We start from the raw sequence: 15338 nt of genomic DNA, 5'->3' as shown, positions 1-15338 counted from the left end.
AGCTCTGGTCTATATGATAGACTAGAGCTATCTTTATAGTTGGAGGGGTGTTGGATGGAAACGATGGAAATCGGCCGTGCTAAATTGACGTGGCTCGACGGCGGCGTCACCCATATGGACGGCGGCGCAATGTTTGGTGTAGTACCGAAGCCTTTGTGGAGTCGCAAGTATCCCGTGAACGAAAACAATCAGATTGAATTGAGGACCGACCCGATTTTGTTGGAAATCGACGGTAAGCGGATGTTGATTGATTCCGGTATCGGTAAGGGAAAGCTTACGGATAAACAAAAACGAAATTATGGTGTATTTCAGGAATCAAACATCCGGAGCTCATTAGAGGAAATGGGCCTCACTTGCGGTGACATAGACGTAGTTCTGATGACACACCTGCACTTTGATCATGCCTGTGGGCTTACCTCTTGGGAGAAAGAAGAACTAGTCCCCACGTTCCCGAATGCGGTTATTTATACGAGTGAAGTGGAATGGGAGGAAATGCGGAATCCGAACATGCGCTCCAAAAATACGTATTGGGAAGCGAATTGGGAACCAGTCCAGCATTTGGTACATACATTTGAGAAGGAGCTGCAAATCGTTCCGGGTCTACGGTTCATCCATACGAGCGGGCATAGCGACGGACACTCCATCCTCCTTTATGAAGAGGGGGAAGTATGTTTTCTGCATATGGCAGACCTTATGCCGACGCATGCACACCAAAACGTGTTGTGGGCGCTCGCCTATGACGATTACCCGGTGACCTCTGTTCATGAGAAAGAGAAGTGGATGAAGTATGGATATGGGAAACAAGCGTGGTATATCTTTTATCATGATGCCATTTATCGTGCACTGCGTTTCGACGAAGAAGGGAAAGTAACCGAGGAAGTAGAGAAGAAGAGCAGGCATGAATACCAAAAGTAGAAAAAAGACCTTCCGCCTGACGGCCGAAGGTCTTCCCTGGATTAAGCAGTAGTTTCTGCGACATCTACGATCGTACCGGTTTCCGTATCGATGTAGAACTCAAACTGCGATGTTTCGCCGTCTTTGTTCTTTGCGATACCTCCACGGTACACATCATAGTGGATGCCGTTTTTGTTCAGTTCTTCCGGCTGCATGTACACCCATGAACCACTGATAGGTCCCTGTTTCTTAAATGCTTCCTTGGCGATTTTCAAAGCTTTCTCTGGTGTGACACCTTGACTATTGCTTACTTGTTCTTTGATTACGTAGCCAGCCAATGCTCCTACACCGGCAGCTATTGCAACTTTTTTCCAGTTCATTTGTTAATCACCTCATAACTGATTTCTGCTACCCAGTATACTAAATATTCCCGATAAAAGTAAAACAAAACTATGCTCCTGTGGCGGATTTGTAGAAACGGTTTCAAAATTCCGGTAAAATAAGAGCAGAAGGATAAAAAGGAGAGGTACATATGAATCAAGAAACACGCACTCTTTTTAAGACATTGACAGAGCTCCCTGGTGCACCGGGGAACGAACATCTTGTACGTTCATTTATGAAAGAGGAGCTGGGTAAATATTCAGATTCTATCGTTCAGGACAACTTGGGCGGCGTTTTTGGTGTCAAAGAAGGCGAAGGCCCGACCGTAATGGTTGCAGGTCATATGGATGAAGTAGGATTCATGGTAACTCAAATCACGGGTAATGGGATGCTTCGGTTCCAGCCGCTCGGAGGTTGGTGGAACCAGGTAATGCTGGCACAGCGTGTCCAAATCATTACCGACAAGGGACCGGTAGTCGGAGTTATCGGCTCTATTCCTCCTCACAATCTCACACCGGAACAAAGGAAGCGGCCGATGGAAGTAAAAAATATGATGATCGACATCGGTGCGGATGACAGGGAAGACGCGGAGAAAATCGGCATCAAACCGGGCCAGCCGATTGTACCGATCTGTCCTTTTACTCCTATGGCTAATGAGAAGAAGATCATGGCGAAAGCATGGGATAACCGGTACGGATGTGGTTTGTCCATTGAGCTGTTAAAAGAACTGCAGGGGGAAAAGCTTCCAAACAAATTATACTCTGGCGCTACGGTCCAGGAAGAAGTCGGTCTGAGGGGAGCTCAAGTTGCTGCCAATATGATCAATCCGGATATTTTCTATGCGCTGGATGCTTCTCCTGCAAACGATATGAGCGGAGATAAGAAAGAATTCGGTCAACTTGGTAAAGGGGCGCTTCTCCGTATTTTCGACCGGACAATGATTACTCATAAAGGTATGCGAGATTTCATTTTGGATACAGCGGAAACGAACGATATTCCGTATCAATACTTTATTTCCCAAGGTGGAACGGATGCCGGCAGGGTCCACATGTCTAATAATGGAGTCCCTTCTGCTGTCGTCGGAATATGCTCCCGATACATTCATACTTCCTCGTCCATCATTCACGTGGATGATTACGCAGCAGCAAAAGAGTTGATTGTGAAGCTCGTACGCTCTACAGATCAGAATACGCTGGACCAAATAAAACAAAATGGCTGAGTTTCTTTAAAGTCACGCGTGCTGATTTCAGCCTGCGTGACTTTGTGCTAGAATAGGATAGCAAAAAAGTATGAAACGTAAAGAATAAGCTAATCAGAGAAAATGAAAGGTGTATCTAACGTGAAAATATATGTAGGATCAAAGAATCCAACGAAAGTAGAATCGGTTAAACGCATATTTCCGGAGATGGAAATCGTGGGAATCGACGTAGAGTCTAAAGTGGCTGCTCAGCCTTTTTCTGATGAAGAGACATTGGAAGGTGCCATTAATCGTGCCCGAGAATGTGCCTCCCAGAATAAAGCAGACCTCGGCATCGGCCTTGAAGGCGGCGTGATGGAAATCGAGGATGATCTCTATCTTTGTAATTGGGGAGCGCTCGTAGATGAGAAAGAGAATGTATACACCGCGAGCGGTGCCAGAATCATGCTTCCGGAAGAAATTAAAGCCGGCCTGGAAAGAGGAAAAGAACTGGGCGAACTGATGGATGTATATGCAGATAAGCACGAGGTCCGAAAAAATGAAGGGGCTGTCGGCATTTTTACAAATGGGATCATCGATCGTGCCGAAATGTTCACCCACGTAGTGAAACTTTTGAAGGGGCAGTGGGAATACGACAGACAGATGAACAAATAAAAAAAGCGCGGATGCCGAATGGCTCCGCGCTTTTTTTATTCGTACACGTAGGCGAGAACTTCTAAAGCCTCTTCCATGGTTTCGACCGTCACATCTGCTTTATTCGAGAGTTCCTTCAATGGGTGTATTAACGACTCAGGGCGAATAAGGATCAGTGGTTTCTGCAGATGGATCGCTGCACTTGCATCCATAGCCGTATTCCATTGTTTGTACGATTCACCGAATAATGCAATGACGGCGTCTGATTTGTTCAAGAGAACCTGTGTGCGGAAGTTGTTCACGCTGGAAGCTGCGTCATCCCGGTACAGTTTGTCCGGCTGCTTTCCGAGTATGGCTTCTCCGATATCATCAGAACGATCGTGGTTTTCCTGTGGTCCTACGAAGTGAATCGGCAGCCCTTTTTCCTCTGCTTTCTTTTTCAATTGAAGGCGCCAGTCGTCATGAATCTGTCCCGCTAAGTAAACGGTTAACTCCATTTTATCTCCTCCCATTTTATACCTTTCTAACCAGTATGCGAAAGAAAACGTATTCTGTCCAGTATGGCAGCTTCGTGGAATAACTCCCTGCCGTAAGCTCATACTAGGATGTGGTACAAAATACTTCATACTGGTGTATTTACACATGTAAATAAAAATTGTATGATAAAGGGCGGAATCATACGGGAGGGATGGCAGTGAAAGATTTTCTAACAAGAAAAGGAGTACATATATCGGTTCAATCATATTTGATAACCGCCCTCAGCTATATGGCACTTGGGTTGTTTTCATCCTTGATCATCGGATTAATTATCAAGACGCTTGGTGAACAAACAAGTCTTGGTCCCCTTTCGCAGTCGTTTATAGAAATGGGGACGCTTGCGATGGATACGAAGATATGGGGAGGTGCGATCGGAGCGGCGATTGCCTATGGATTAAAAGCACCTCCTTTAGTCATTTTTGCAGCTTTGTTCAGCGGAGCGGCCGGGGCGGAGGCCGGCGGTCCGGCGGGGAGCTATATCGCTGCTCTCGCTGCCACAGAATTCGGTAAACTAGTAAGCAAAGAAACGAAAATTGATATTATTCTCACGCCGTTCATCACGATCGTTATCGGATTTATGGTCGGCTCTTGGATCGGAGCTCCGATCGGTGGTTTTATGACGGGGCTAGGAGAAGTCATCAATTGGGCAACGCAGCAGCAGCCGTTATGGATGGGAATCGTTGTCGCTGTCTTGATGGGCCTGGCATTGACGGCTCCGATTTCCAGCCTTGCCATTGCCCTTATGCTGTCACTCGATGGCGTAGCAGCCGGAGCGGCGACCGTGGGCTGCGCTGCCCAGATGATCGGGTTCGCGACCATCAGTTATCGAGATAACGGCATAGGAGGAGCGCTTGCTCAGGGAATCGGAACGTCGATGCTTCAAGTAGCGAACATTGTAAAACATCCGCTGATCCTTCTTCCTCCAACGATCGCTGGTGCTGTGCTGGCACCTGTGGCAACCGTATGGCTTACAATGGAAAATAATGCAGCAGGGGCTGGAATGGGAACAAGCGGCTTTGTAGGTCAAATCATGACATTCGAAACGATGGGATTCTCCTGGAGTGTTTTTGGCATGATCCTCTTCCTTCACCTGATCGGTCCGGCTTTGATCAGCTATATTATTGCCATCGCCTTCCGGAGGAAAGGGTGGATCAAGCCGGGAGACATGACGATTGATTATGAGTGAACGTGTGCTAAAATAGCATCGGAGGTGTTCCACAATGATTACATTAGAATCTGATCAACAATTGAAAGATTTGATAGAAGAGAAACCGGTTATCCTGCTGTTTTCTGCAGACTGGTGTCCGGACTGTCGGGTAATTGAACCGTTTCTTCCGGAATTGGAAGAAAAATATGCTGATTGGACCTTCGTTTACGTAGACCGTGATCAATTCATCCACGTCTGCGCCGAAAACGATGTCTTCGGAATTCCGAGTTTCCTTGCTTTCCGTGATGGGGAAGAAGTAGGAAGGTTCGTCAGCAAAGATCGTAAATCTCAAGAAGAGATTGAGGACTTTCTCATACAAGTAAGCAGATAATTCATAGGACAAACAAACGGACGTGTTTTACAGAAACACGTCCGTTTTTACTTGTTGAGGGGCACGGTGAAAAATAGACAGCATAAGGCGAAACGTTTTGTGATGGATCACTTTACCGTTTCCTTTTTATTAATGCTTTTTTGTGTGTATAATAAGAGGCAGTGAAATTCGAAGAAACGTCGATTTCTTCCAGTGTAGAAGGAGGAAATATTATGAAGATGACAAGTATTAAATTGAAGAAAAAATTGGAAGAACGCTTAAATCATGCAGAATGGAAGACGGTCTTTAACAGGGATAAAGATACGTTTCGTGTAGAATGGGCAGAAACCGGTAAGGGCATTACCATCACTCTCCCGAACGTCATTGCTAAATTCCAGCAGCGCGGAGAGGAAGCTCTTGACGAGTTGGAAGATCATGTTCAGGAAGCCCTCCGGGTCATGAATGAAGAACATACGCTCTCCGGGAAAGAGAAGCAGATCTATCCAGTCATCCGAGCGGCTTCCTTCCCTACAGAGGACAAGGGAAAGCAGCTTGTATATGCGGAACACACAGCGGAGACAAGAATCTATTATGCACTGGATTTGGGTAAGTCCTATAAGCTGATTGATGAAGACATGCTGCAAGAAGAAGGATGGTCTCTCGATCGGATCAAGGAAGTGGCGGGATTTAATGTTCGCTCCCTGCCGGTGGAGATGAAGAAGGATACCGTCTATGGCAATGATTTTTACTTCCATTCCGCACGTGACGGCTACGATGCCAGCCGAATTCTCAATGAAGCACTACTCGAAAAACTGAAAGCCGAATGTAAGGGAGAGCTTGCTATCAGCATCCCGCATCAGGACGTCATTATTTTTGCGGATGTCCAAAACCCCGAGGGTTATGATATATTAGCTCAGATGGCTATGAAATTCTTTGCGGAAGGAACGGTTCCTGTCACTTCCCTGTCCTTCTTATATGAGGATAAAGAACTGGAGCCGATTTTTATCCTGGCGCAGAAGAAACCGAAACGAGACCGAAAGGAAGATTAATATGCACGTATTTTACAATCGTCAAGGAATCGGAGATGTTCTGATCATCCCTGTTAAAGAGGGAGATCGCGAAGAAATCAAACAGGAAGCATTTGGAGATGTGGTGAAGATCACGGACAAAAGGGACGGATCGCTTTTAGGCTACAATATATTCAACGCTTCGGAATACTTCAACCTTGAAGGTCAGGGAAAGATCAGACTTACCGAAGAGATGCTTGCCCCGATTAAAGATCTTTTCACGAAAAACCAATTGAACGACGTCCTCAATTTCGATCTATCCCCGAAATTCGTTGTCGGATTTGTGAAAGAGAAGGCACCCCATGAGAATGCGGACAAGTTAAGCGTCTGCCAAGTGGATGTAGGAGAAGAGACGCTTCAAATTGTCTGTGGTGCCCCAAACGTAGCAGAGGGTCAAAAAGTGGTCGTTGCTAAAGTAGGAGCGACGATGCCAAGCGGAATGAAGATTAAAGACGCTAAGTTGAGAGGAGTTCCTTCTTCCGGTATGATTTGTTCCGCCAAAGAGCTGGATCTGCCGGACGCTCCGAAAGAAAAAGGCATTCTAGTGCTGGAGGACCATTACGAAGTCGGTCAGACTTTTGAAGTTTAATGGAAGCACATGTCGAATTTAAGCAAAGTAGCCTAGCTGCTTTGCTTTTTTTGATTCAAAAGTCATTTTTAAAGGGAATGTAAAGCAATACATGCTGTAAACCTGTTAAAATAGGGATAATCATGCTTTTGAAAAGAGAGGGAACGTAATGTGGAAAGACATTAAAAGCAAAATGAAAAAATGGTTTGAAAATGATGAGGCAGAAGAGAAGAAGCCGTTACATAATAAAGACGAACGATTTACGAATGAACGCCAGGAAGTCAATGCAAGGACGAAGATGACGTATCGTTATCCAAAACAGGGGGAGTTTCGTTTTCCTGTCATTCCGGATCGTCCAAAACATCCCTCCGCATCGGTGGAGGAGGAAGAAAAACCATTAGAGAACCGTCCTGTCAGAAGGCAGCGTCCTTTTGGGGAACAGAAGAAACAGGAAGAACCTGTGCGAAGAAAGCAGCGAAAACAGGAGGAAGAACAGGAACTGCCGGAAACAACATCGGTACCGTTTACTCCTACAGATGTGCCGTCGCCGATCTATGGGTACCAGGCCAGACAAATGACGAAGGGCTTGGAAACACTGGAGTATGCAGTAGAAGAAGAGCAGCAGAAAGGGTTCTATACTAACTCCTATGACGAGAAGCAATGGCAGGAGTTAAGAAAACGTATGAGGATTCGGATGGATGAACCGGAGCCTCAGAGACCGGTGACAGAATCAGAAAACCAGCTCCCTACCGTGGAAGAGCTTGCGGATGAAGAGATAAAAGAAAAAAGTAACGTGGAAGAAGCAGCCTCCTTGGAACTCGAGACTCCTCAAGAAGAAGCGGCACGTGGGGACGATATGGAATCGTTTCAGAAAGCAGTACAGGGGTTCGATGAGGCTTCCGATGAGCCGTCACAAGTAGAGACTCCAGCACGCTCAGAAGAGGTAGACTCGAAGGAAAACGATCCGTTGGAAGCGCACGAATCCGAACCACTTATAGACAGGGAACCGGAGGAACCTTTCACGGGTCTGCTGATGTTGGATGAAGAGGAAGTGCCTGAGACGGAAGAAGGTGCAGATGAAGATGTGGAACAGCCGTTGGAGGACCCCGCCCCTTCTTATCAGGACTCCGTGTCAGAAGCAGACCTACCTGTCAGTCATGATGAAGAAGAGGTTTATGAGGGCGATTCATCACGGATACGGGAAGAGGAAATGATTACAGAAGAAGAGCTTGTAGATCGAGTGGAAACAGAGGATAACTCAATAGCAGAAACGCCTGAGTCCACCATTCCTTCCATGACGGAAGAGGATGAAAACTTTTCTGAGGACAAGCCTGAAGATCATGAAGCCGTGGAAGTGTCCGATGAAAAGCCTGTCGAGGAGAAGCCGAAGCGGCGTGTGCCATTCAACGTATTAATGACTCCTAGAGACAAAAGGACCCGGGATCATCAGCCGGTACCGCCTCAGAACAAGAAAGTAGAATTGAAGGAAGAGGAACGGAAAGTGGAATCGAATCGAGAAATGAAACAAGATTCTCTTCCACAGGAAACGAATGATAAACCCGGACATGTAAGAGAAGAATACGTTACTCCTCTTCATCTGCTGGAGGATCCGGTCCGTCCTACTTCAGATGATGACAGCTGGATTAAAGAACAGATGGAGCTATTGGAAACAACGCTGCGTCATTTCCATGTACGCGCAAACGTCGTCAATGCAATGAAAGGCCCGACGGTTACCAGATTTGAAGTGCAGCCGGAGCCGGGTGTGAAAGTAAGCAAAATAACCAACCTCGCTGATGACATTAAATTAAGCATGGCGGCGAAAGATATTCGTATCGAAGCCCCTATTCCGGGTAAACAGGCGGTTGGAATCGAAGTACCTAATAAACGCTCTCAGATGGTGGGACTCCAGGAAATTTTTGAATCAGAAGCTTTCCAGGAAGATCCATCACCGCTTGCGGTTGGTCTCGGTCTCGATATCGGTGGTGATTCCATCGTGACCAATTTGAAGAAAATGCCGCACGGACTCATTGCGGGAGCGACTGGTTCAGGAAAGAGTGTATGTATCAACACGATTTTGATCAGTTTATTATATAAAGCCCACCATGAGGATGTTAAGTTCATGCTGATTGATCCAAAGATGGTGGAGCTCGCACCATACAATGATCTTCCGCACCTTGTCTCCCCTGTGATCACGGATGTGAAGGCAGCAACAACTGCTTTGAAATGGGCAGTGAAAGAGATGGAAGAGCGATATGAGAAATTCGTGAAGGAAGGCGTTCGGGATGTGGAACGCTATAATGATAAAATCATGAAGCAAGGGCGTAAATCAGAGAAGATGCCGTATCTGGTCATTGTCATCGATGAGCTTGCCGACCTCATGATGATGTCCCCGCAGGATGTCGAGGATGCGATCTGCAGAATCGCCCAAAAGGCAAGGGCATGTGGAATTCATCTGCTTCTTGCCACGCAGCGTCCTTCTGTGGATGTTATTACAGGATTAATCAAAGCAAATATACCGACAAGAATTGCTTTCAGTGTTTCATCTCAAGTCGATTCCAGAACAATCATCGACTCTTCCGGAGCGGAAAAACTGCTGGGTAAGGGAGATATGCTGTTCGTTGAAAACGGTTCGGGCCAGCCATTGCGAATACAGGGGGCTTTCGTTTCCGATGACGAAATTGAACGCGTGACTGCCTACGTCAAAAAGGTGGCTCCACCGCAGTATTTGTTCCATCAGGATGAACTGATCCAGCAGGTGGCATCGGAAGAGGACACGGATGAGCTGTTTGATGAAGCTGTTTCCTTTGTTGTCGAACAGAACGGTGCGAGCGCTTCACTCATCCAGCGACGATTTAAAGTCGGGTATAACCGTGCTGCCAGACTGATTGATCAAATGGAAACATACGGGATTATTTCTGAACAAAAAGGAAGCAAGCCGAGAGACATTTTATTGACGAGGCAGCAGATCGACGAAATGATGGAGTGATACCAGCTTGGAAGGAAAGGCTTGTGTATTACTTCTCAATTATATATGATGGTCTAAGAATGTATTTTTCAAGATACAAACGACCTAATGTTTAAGGAGTAAAGTCATGAAAGAAATTTCACGCAAGTTGAATGGCGAGATCAGCCGACTGACGAACAAGACATTCAAGTTTGATGAACGAGCCGGAGAGGGATGGTTTTCAGCCGTCTATTTCCTGAAGACCAGGGATATTGTAGAAAATCATCTTCCGGAAAACCAGGTGACGATGCAGTTTTTCCAGAAAGACCATGCCGTCTTATGCGGGACGGATGAAGTGATTGCTCTTATCCATACGTTTGCCGATCATCCAGAGGAACTGGAGATCCACTCTTTGAAGGACGGGGATAAGATCGTACCTTATGAAACGGTGTTGACGGTTACAGGTCCTTATCAATATTTCGGCTTTCTGGAAGGGATGATTGATGGGATTCTTGCCAGGCGTACATCTGTTGCGACGAACGTGTACAATGTCGTAAAAGCAGCCCGTACATCAGGGAAGCAGAAGCCGATCATCTTCATGGGAGACAGGGATGATCATTTCACCCAGCAATCTGGTGACGGTTATTCTGCTTTTATCGGCGGATCGACAGCTCAAGCAACCCATGCCATGAACGAATGGTGGGGGAAAGAGGGCATGGGGACGATGCCTCATGCATTGATTCAGATGTTTCAGGGGGATGTCGTTGCGGCTACGAAAGCTTACCACGAACAGTTTCCTGACGATCAGCTGATGGCGCTTGTCGATTATAATAATGACGTCATTTCAGACTCCTTGAAAGTAGCGCGGGAATTCGGAGAAGAATTGAAAGGGGTGCGCCTCGATACATCCAGGAATCTTGTGGATAAATACTTCTTGAGAAACCAGCACCTTATGGGTACCTTTGATCCCAGGGGAGTGAATCCCGAATTGATTTTTGCACTAAGACGAGCTCTTGACCAGGAGGGATATCGTCATGTGAAAATCGTCGTAAGCGGCGGGTTTACGAAGGAGCGGATCAAAGCATTCGAAGAGCAGGAAGTTCCAGTCGATATGTACGGTGTAGGCGGGAGCCTTCTTAAAATCAATATTGGTTTCACTGGTGATAATGTCATCATAAACGGCAAACCTGAGGCGAAAGAAGGACGCAGATATAAGCCGAATTCCAGGTTGGAACGCGTGGAATTTATTGGGGATGACCAGTGAGGATATGGGTGGGCACGAACGTTCAACGTTTGTGCCTTTTGATTTTGTCTTCCCCACTTTTTCTTCGCTTCGGAACGTGGTAAGATAAGAAAGCGCAAAGATTAACAGATGTAACTGGAAGCGAAATCGCAGATTTTTACAAGTTACATATACTATACTTAAAGTGACCCACTTTATTTTGGAGGTTCTTGTTTATGACAACTTACCATTTCATTGGTATCAAAGGAACAGGAATGAGTTCGCTTGCACAGATTCTTCATGATTCTGGTGAGAAGGTTCAAGGATCAGACGTTGAGAAACGATTCTTTACACAAGACGCATTAGAAGCAAAGAATATAGAAATCATGCCTTTTACAAGAAACAACATCAAGGAAGGCCTCACGATCATTGCAGGGAATGCATTCGGCGAAGATCATGAAGAAATACAGGAGGCAAAGGCCCAGGGGCTGCCGTTCTATCGGTACCACGATTTCCTTGGGGAATGGATCGGGAAATATACGAGCATCGCTGTTACAGGCGCGCATGGTAAGACGTCCACAACCGGTCTGCTTGCCCACGTGCTTACAGAAAATTATCCCACTTCCTACTTGATCGGTGACGGGACTGGAAGAGGGCACGAGGAAAGTAAATATTTCGCATTTGAAGCCTGTGAGTACCGCAGACACTTCTTATCCTATGAGCCTGATTATGCCATCATGACAAACATCGACTTTGATCATCCTGATTATTTCACCAGCATTGAAGACGTGTTTCAAGCGTTCCAGCAAATGGCTAAACAAGTCAAGAAAGGAATCATTGCCTGTGGAGATGATGAACACCTTCAGCATATCCAGGCAAACGTTCCTGTCCTCTATTATGGACTTGCTGATACGAATGATTTTCAAGCTCAGAATATTCAGGAAAGTGCAGAAGGCACGACCTTTGATGTGTTTGTCAGAAACAACTACTACGACACATTCACCATTCCGCAGTTTGGAAATCATACCGTATTAAATGCACTTAGTGTCATTGCACTCTGTCATTATGAAGATATGCAGCCGGAACAGATCAAGAAGCTGGCGACATTCGGCGGAGTGAAGCGCCGCTTCCAAGAAAAGCAGTGGAATAGGCAGGTTCTCGTCGATGATTATGCGCATCATCCGATTGAAATCAATGCTACGATCGAATCGGCCAGAAAGAAATACGGAGAACGCCCGGTCGTCGCGATTTTCCAGCCGCATACGTTCACACGTACAAAGACGTTCTTGAACGAATTCGCGGACAGCCTGAAGGAAGCAGACCATGTATTTCTTTGTGATATTTTTGGATCTGCCAGAGAGAATGAGGGCAAATTGTCCATCACTGATTTGCAGGAATTGATTCCAGGAGCAAAAACGCTGCAGCTTGATGAAACACAGCAGCTTAAAGAATATGAAGACGGGGTTCTTCTATTCATGGGTGCTGGGGATATTCAGAAGTTCCAGGAAGCTTACGAGCAGGAAACGAAGTGATAAAAACGTGCGGCGTTCCATGAAAGCCGCACGTTTTTTACATAAAATATAAATAAAAAAGGAATTTTCGGTTATGATATCGAATATGTCCAATTAACGTAACCTTCACGTTTACCTGTATACGCTTTAGGGTATATACGGGACTGTGTCGATTACATAAGAAGGAGTGTGCAGGGGGAATGATTATTATTCTTTACATTGCTGCGTTGATTGCAGCAGTTGCATTTGCCGTTCTTGTCATATTCTTAGCGAGAACGCTGACAGCTGTTCGCAGGACGATGAACAACGTGGCTGACACCCTTGAAGGGGTAGAGAAGCAGATGGAAGGCATCACCATGGAGACGACTGCCTTATTGAATAAAACAAATAAGTTGGCGGAAGACGTCGGTGAGAAATCCCAGAAGCTGAATACGCTTGTTGACGGTGTTAAAGGTATCGGCGACACGGTGCAGGAATTCAACCATTCGATCCGTTCCTTCTCCAAAGGTTTGAACAAATCTGCAAATGAGAATACGGATTCGGCGGCTCAAGCCATGAAGTGGGGGCATGTAGCCATCAATTTGTGGAAGAAAGCCAAGAAAGAGGATCTTAAATCTTAAAGGAGGAATTGATGATGAATCAAAACAAATCACAAAGCAACGGAAGCGGCAAAGACTTCGTACTGGGCTCACTGATCGGGGGGCTTGTCGGTGCGGCTGTCGCCTTACTTCTTGCTCCGAAATCCGGACGTGAATTGCGCGAGGACATCAATCATAGCTCTAGCGAGTGGAGAGAACGTGCCGGCGAATGGAAAGACGTCGCCTATGAGAAAAGTGGAGAGTGGAAAGACCGCGCTGTCCAGACATCCTCTACACTTTCCAAGTCTGTGTCGGAAAGATCACAGGAACTTGGTGGTAAAGTGAAGGATAAAGTGAAGGGTCTGCGTACCAGTGAAGAAGATGAAGCGGAAAGAGCAGCTCAGGAAGTGGCGGAAGCTATTGAAGAAGCTGCAAAAGAACTGGAGAAACAGCAGGATTCTGCTACATCTACCAACCTATAATAAGGAGACGATGGGTGCGGGGAACCGCTCCCATCGTTTTTATTTCAGGAGGTCGTAAACACATGGAAGAGAACATCATTGAGACAATGGACGAGTTTGAGAAGATTCGAAAAGAAGCGGGTTCCTTCTTTTTGTTGAAGCATAGTTTGACCTGTCCGATCAGTGCAAATGCGAAGGGACAATATGACAGGTTCGCAGAAAGATCCGAGTACCCATGTTATACCTTATACGTGCAGACGGCGCGGCCGTTATCCAACTATGTAGCGGAGCAGTTCTCCATCCGCCACCAGTCTCCCCAAGCTATCTTTTTTAAAGAAGGAGAAGCCGTTTGGGATGCCAGCCATGGGTCGATCACCGAGGAACGCCTGTCCCACGCATAAAAGTATTCAAGAACGTGCCATAATTCACCGGCGCGTTCTTTTTATGGGTATTTTCGGACGGTCCTCTCCAGGTAAAATCCAACTTTTTCTACAAATATCAAGTGAAAGCCCTTAATGGGGGTGACAATAGTGAAAAAGTCAGCTATAATTGCCCTTAATTATTATATTAAATTACAAATTATTTTAAAATTCATGCTAGGGGGAGAAAGAAATGAGTAATCAAAATCTTGATCAGCTGCGTAGTCAATTAGACGACGTTAATTTGCAGCTTCTGAATTTAATCAATAAACGCGGTGATCTGGTAAAGGAAATTGGCCAGATTAAAGAACAGCAGGGCATGAACCGCTTTGATCCAGTGAGGGAAAGAGCGATGCTCGACCAACTCTCCCAACATAATGACGGACCGTTCGAAGATTCCACGGTCGTTCATCTATTCAAAGAAATCTTTAAAGCGGCACTGGAGCTTCAGGAAGACGATCACCGGAAAGCGCTGCTTGTATCCCGTAAGAAAAAGCCGGAAGATACAATTGTAACGATCAATGGAGAAAAAATCGGTGATGGCAACCCGCATTTCATTATGGGGCCATGTGCGGTTGAAAGTTACGAGCAAGTATCGGAAGTAGCGAAGGCTGTTAAAGACCAAGGATTGAAACTTCTTCGCGGCGGAGCATTCAAACCGAGGACGTCGCCATACGATTTCCAGGGTCTTGGTATAGAAGGTCTGAAGATTCTTAAGCAGGCCGCTTCCGAGCAGGGCTTGGCTGTCGTCAGTGAAATCGTCAATCCGGGAGACTTGGAAGAGGCGCTTGACTACCTTGATGTGATTCAAATCGGTGCACGAAACATGCAGAACTTCGAATTATTGAAAGCGGCGGGTTCTGTCAATAAACCGGTTCTTCTAAAACGCGGTCTTTCCGCTACCATTTCTGAATTCATCAACGCAGCCGAATACATTATCTCAAGAGGGAACGAAAACATCATCCTATGTGAGCGCGGAATCCGAACGTATGAGAAAGCGACGAGAAACACGCTTGATATCTCGGCCGTTCCAATTCTGAAGCAGGAGACACACCTTCCTGTCATGGTCGATGTTACGCACTCCACAGGCAGAAGAGACTTGCTTCTTCCGACAGCGAAAGCGGCCTTGGCGATCGGGGCAGACGGAGTGATGGCCGAAGTTCACCCGGACCCGGCTGTTGCACTTTCCGATTCAGCCCAGCAGATGGATATTCCTACTTTCCGTACCTTCATGGAAGAGTTAACCAAATAAGCTTTTCTGAGAAGTTAGGCTGATCGTTCAGCCTGGCTTCTTTTTTTTGAGATAAATAAAAAAGAACTTTTGCAGCAAATGTGCAATTCGTTATAATGTTAAGGGTACAATATTTGTAGAAAGTACACGAATATTGCGCAGGTAAGCGATTTATCG

General features: G+C 46.1%; 16 protein-coding genes. 14 read left to right on the top strand and 2 right to left on the bottom strand.

The features are described from left to right. Window positions 1–54 precede the first annotated feature (54 nt). Complete coding sequence (locus AXG56_RS08880; RefSeq protein WP_062514053.1) at window positions 55–915, top strand: MBL fold metallo-hydrolase; 861 nt, start codon at window positions 55–57, stop codon at window positions 913–915. Window positions 916–956: 41 nt separating this feature from the next. On the opposite strand, the gene AXG56_RS08875 is transcribed toward AXG56_RS08880, so the two are convergent. After that, complete coding sequence (locus tag AXG56_RS08875; protein ID WP_008635462.1) at window positions 957–1274, bottom strand: PepSY domain-containing protein; 318 nt, start codon at window positions 1272–1274, stop codon at window positions 957–959. A gap of 152 nt (window positions 1275–1426) precedes the next feature. On the opposite strand from AXG56_RS08875, the gene AXG56_RS08870 reads away from it, so the two are divergent. Further along, entirely contained in the window at window positions 1427–2494 is a 1068-nt protein-coding gene (locus tag AXG56_RS08870) for a M42 family metallopeptidase (RefSeq protein ID WP_062514051.1), read from the top strand. A 120-nt stretch (window positions 2495–2614) separates the two neighbouring features. Next, a complete protein-coding gene (locus AXG56_RS08865) occupies window positions 2615–3127 on the top strand; it encodes a DUF84 family protein (RefSeq protein WP_008635459.1) in 513 nt (170 codons plus the stop codon). 35 nt (window positions 3128–3162) lie between these two features. On the opposite strand, the gene AXG56_RS08860 is transcribed toward AXG56_RS08865, so the two are convergent. Further along, on the bottom strand, window positions 3163–3603 hold the full coding sequence (locus AXG56_RS08860) for a YtoQ family protein (protein ID WP_026577085.1): 441 nt from the start codon (window positions 3601–3603) through the stop codon (window positions 3163–3165). Between the two features lie 197 nt (window positions 3604–3800). On the opposite strand from AXG56_RS08860, the gene AXG56_RS08855 reads away from it, so the two are divergent. The 11 genes from AXG56_RS08855 to AXG56_RS08805 all read left to right on the top strand — a co-directional run bounded on the left by AXG56_RS08855 (window position 3801) and on the right by AXG56_RS08805 (window position 15182). Further along, a complete protein-coding gene (locus tag AXG56_RS08855) occupies window positions 3801–4829 on the top strand; it encodes a PTS transporter subunit IIC (RefSeq protein WP_026577086.1) in 1029 nt (342 codons plus the stop codon). A 34-nt stretch (window positions 4830–4863) separates the two neighbouring features. After that, on the top strand, window positions 4864–5181 hold the full coding sequence (locus AXG56_RS08850) for a thioredoxin family protein (protein WP_008635452.1): 318 nt from the start codon (window positions 4864–4866) through the stop codon (window positions 5179–5181). Window positions 5182–5393: 212 nt separating this feature from the next. Then, complete coding sequence (locus AXG56_RS08845) at window positions 5394–6209, top strand: DUF1444 domain-containing protein (protein ID WP_035387962.1); 816 nt, start codon at window positions 5394–5396, stop codon at window positions 6207–6209. A gap of 1 nt (window position 6210) precedes the next feature. Continuing rightward, window positions 6211–6816 carry a YtpR family tRNA-binding protein gene (gene ytpR, locus AXG56_RS08840; protein WP_008635448.1) on the top strand — a complete coding sequence of 202 codons (606 nt, stop codon included), beginning with the start codon at window positions 6211–6213 and terminating at the stop codon, window positions 6814–6816. Between the two features lie 148 nt (window positions 6817–6964). Next, window positions 6965–9781, top strand: a complete 2817-nt coding sequence (locus AXG56_RS08835; protein WP_062514049.1) for a DNA translocase FtsK — start codon at window positions 6965–6967, stop codon at window positions 9779–9781. Window positions 9782–9887: 106 nt separating this feature from the next. Further along, window positions 9888–11003 carry a nicotinate phosphoribosyltransferase gene (locus tag AXG56_RS08830; protein WP_008635446.1) on the top strand — a complete coding sequence of 372 codons (1116 nt, stop codon included), beginning with the start codon at window positions 9888–9890 and terminating at the stop codon, window positions 11001–11003. 194 nt (window positions 11004–11197) lie between these two features. Beyond that, entirely contained in the window at window positions 11198–12493 is a 1296-nt protein-coding gene (murC, locus tag AXG56_RS08825; protein ID WP_008635445.1) for a UDP-N-acetylmuramate--L-alanine ligase, read from the top strand. Between the two features lie 179 nt (window positions 12494–12672). Then, the gene (locus AXG56_RS08820; protein ID WP_008635444.1) at window positions 12673–13092 is read left to right on the top strand and encodes a DUF948 domain-containing protein; all 420 of its coding nucleotides are present in this window, start codon (window positions 12673–12675) and stop codon (window positions 13090–13092) included. A 14-nt stretch (window positions 13093–13106) separates the two neighbouring features. Further along, complete coding sequence (locus AXG56_RS08815) at window positions 13107–13532, top strand: YtxH domain-containing protein (protein WP_008635443.1); 426 nt, start codon at window positions 13107–13109, stop codon at window positions 13530–13532. A 62-nt stretch (window positions 13533–13594) separates the two neighbouring features. Further along, window positions 13595–13912 (top strand): bacillithiol system redox-active protein YtxJ, encoded by a 318-nt coding sequence (gene ytxJ, locus AXG56_RS08810; RefSeq protein WP_008635442.1) that lies wholly within the window; start codon window positions 13595–13597, stop codon window positions 13910–13912. 211 nt (window positions 13913–14123) lie between these two features. Then, the gene (locus tag AXG56_RS08805; RefSeq protein ID WP_026577088.1) at window positions 14124–15182 is read left to right on the top strand and encodes a bifunctional 3-deoxy-7-phosphoheptulonate synthase/chorismate mutase; all 1059 of its coding nucleotides are present in this window, start codon (window positions 14124–14126) and stop codon (window positions 15180–15182) included. The last annotated feature ends 156 nt before the right edge of the window (window positions 15183–15338 follow it).

The sequence above is a fragment of the Halobacillus sp. KGW1 genome (assembly GCF_001592845.1).
Lineage (GTDB): Bacteria > Bacillota > Bacilli > Bacillales > Halobacillaceae > Halobacillus.
The sequence above is the reverse complement of the archived record's forward strand: the minus strand, read 5'-3'. Positions and strand labels throughout refer to the sequence as shown.

Coding starts and splice junctions, on each gene's coding strand:
- AXG56_RS08880 (WP_062514053.1), top strand. CDS start 55: ATGGAAACGATGGAAATCGGCCGTGCTAAATTGACGTGGCTCGACGGC.
- AXG56_RS08870 (WP_062514051.1), top strand. CDS start 1,427: ATGAATCAAGAAACACGCACTCTTTTTAAGACATTGACAGAGCTCCCT.
- murC (WP_008635445.1), top strand. CDS start 11,198: ATGACAACTTACCATTTCATTGGTATCAAAGGAACAGGAATGAGTTCG.
- AXG56_RS08860 (WP_026577085.1), bottom strand. CDS start 3,603: ATGGAGTTAACCGTTTACTTAGCGGGACAGATTCATGACGACTGGCGC.
- AXG56_RS08815 (WP_008635443.1), top strand. CDS start 13,107: ATGAATCAAAACAAATCACAAAGCAACGGAAGCGGCAAAGACTTCGTA.
- AXG56_RS08835 (WP_062514049.1), top strand. CDS start 6,965: ATGTGGAAAGACATTAAAAGCAAAATGAAAAAATGGTTTGAAAATGAT.
- ytxJ (WP_008635442.1), top strand. CDS start 13,595: ATGGAAGAGAACATCATTGAGACAATGGACGAGTTTGAGAAGATTCGA.
- AXG56_RS08820 (WP_008635444.1), top strand. CDS start 12,673: ATGATTATTATTCTTTACATTGCTGCGTTGATTGCAGCAGTTGCATTT.
- AXG56_RS08845 (WP_035387962.1), top strand. CDS start 5,394: ATGAAGATGACAAGTATTAAATTGAAGAAAAAATTGGAAGAACGCTTA.
- ytpR (WP_008635448.1), top strand. CDS start 6,211: ATGCACGTATTTTACAATCGTCAAGGAATCGGAGATGTTCTGATCATC.
- AXG56_RS08805 (WP_026577088.1), top strand. CDS start 14,124: ATGAGTAATCAAAATCTTGATCAGCTGCGTAGTCAATTAGACGACGTT.
- AXG56_RS08850 (WP_008635452.1), top strand. CDS start 4,864: ATGATTACATTAGAATCTGATCAACAATTGAAAGATTTGATAGAAGAG.
- AXG56_RS08830 (WP_008635446.1), top strand. CDS start 9,888: ATGAAAGAAATTTCACGCAAGTTGAATGGCGAGATCAGCCGACTGACG.
- AXG56_RS08875 (WP_008635462.1), bottom strand. CDS start 1,274: ATGAACTGGAAAAAAGTTGCAATAGCTGCCGGTGTAGGAGCATTGGCT.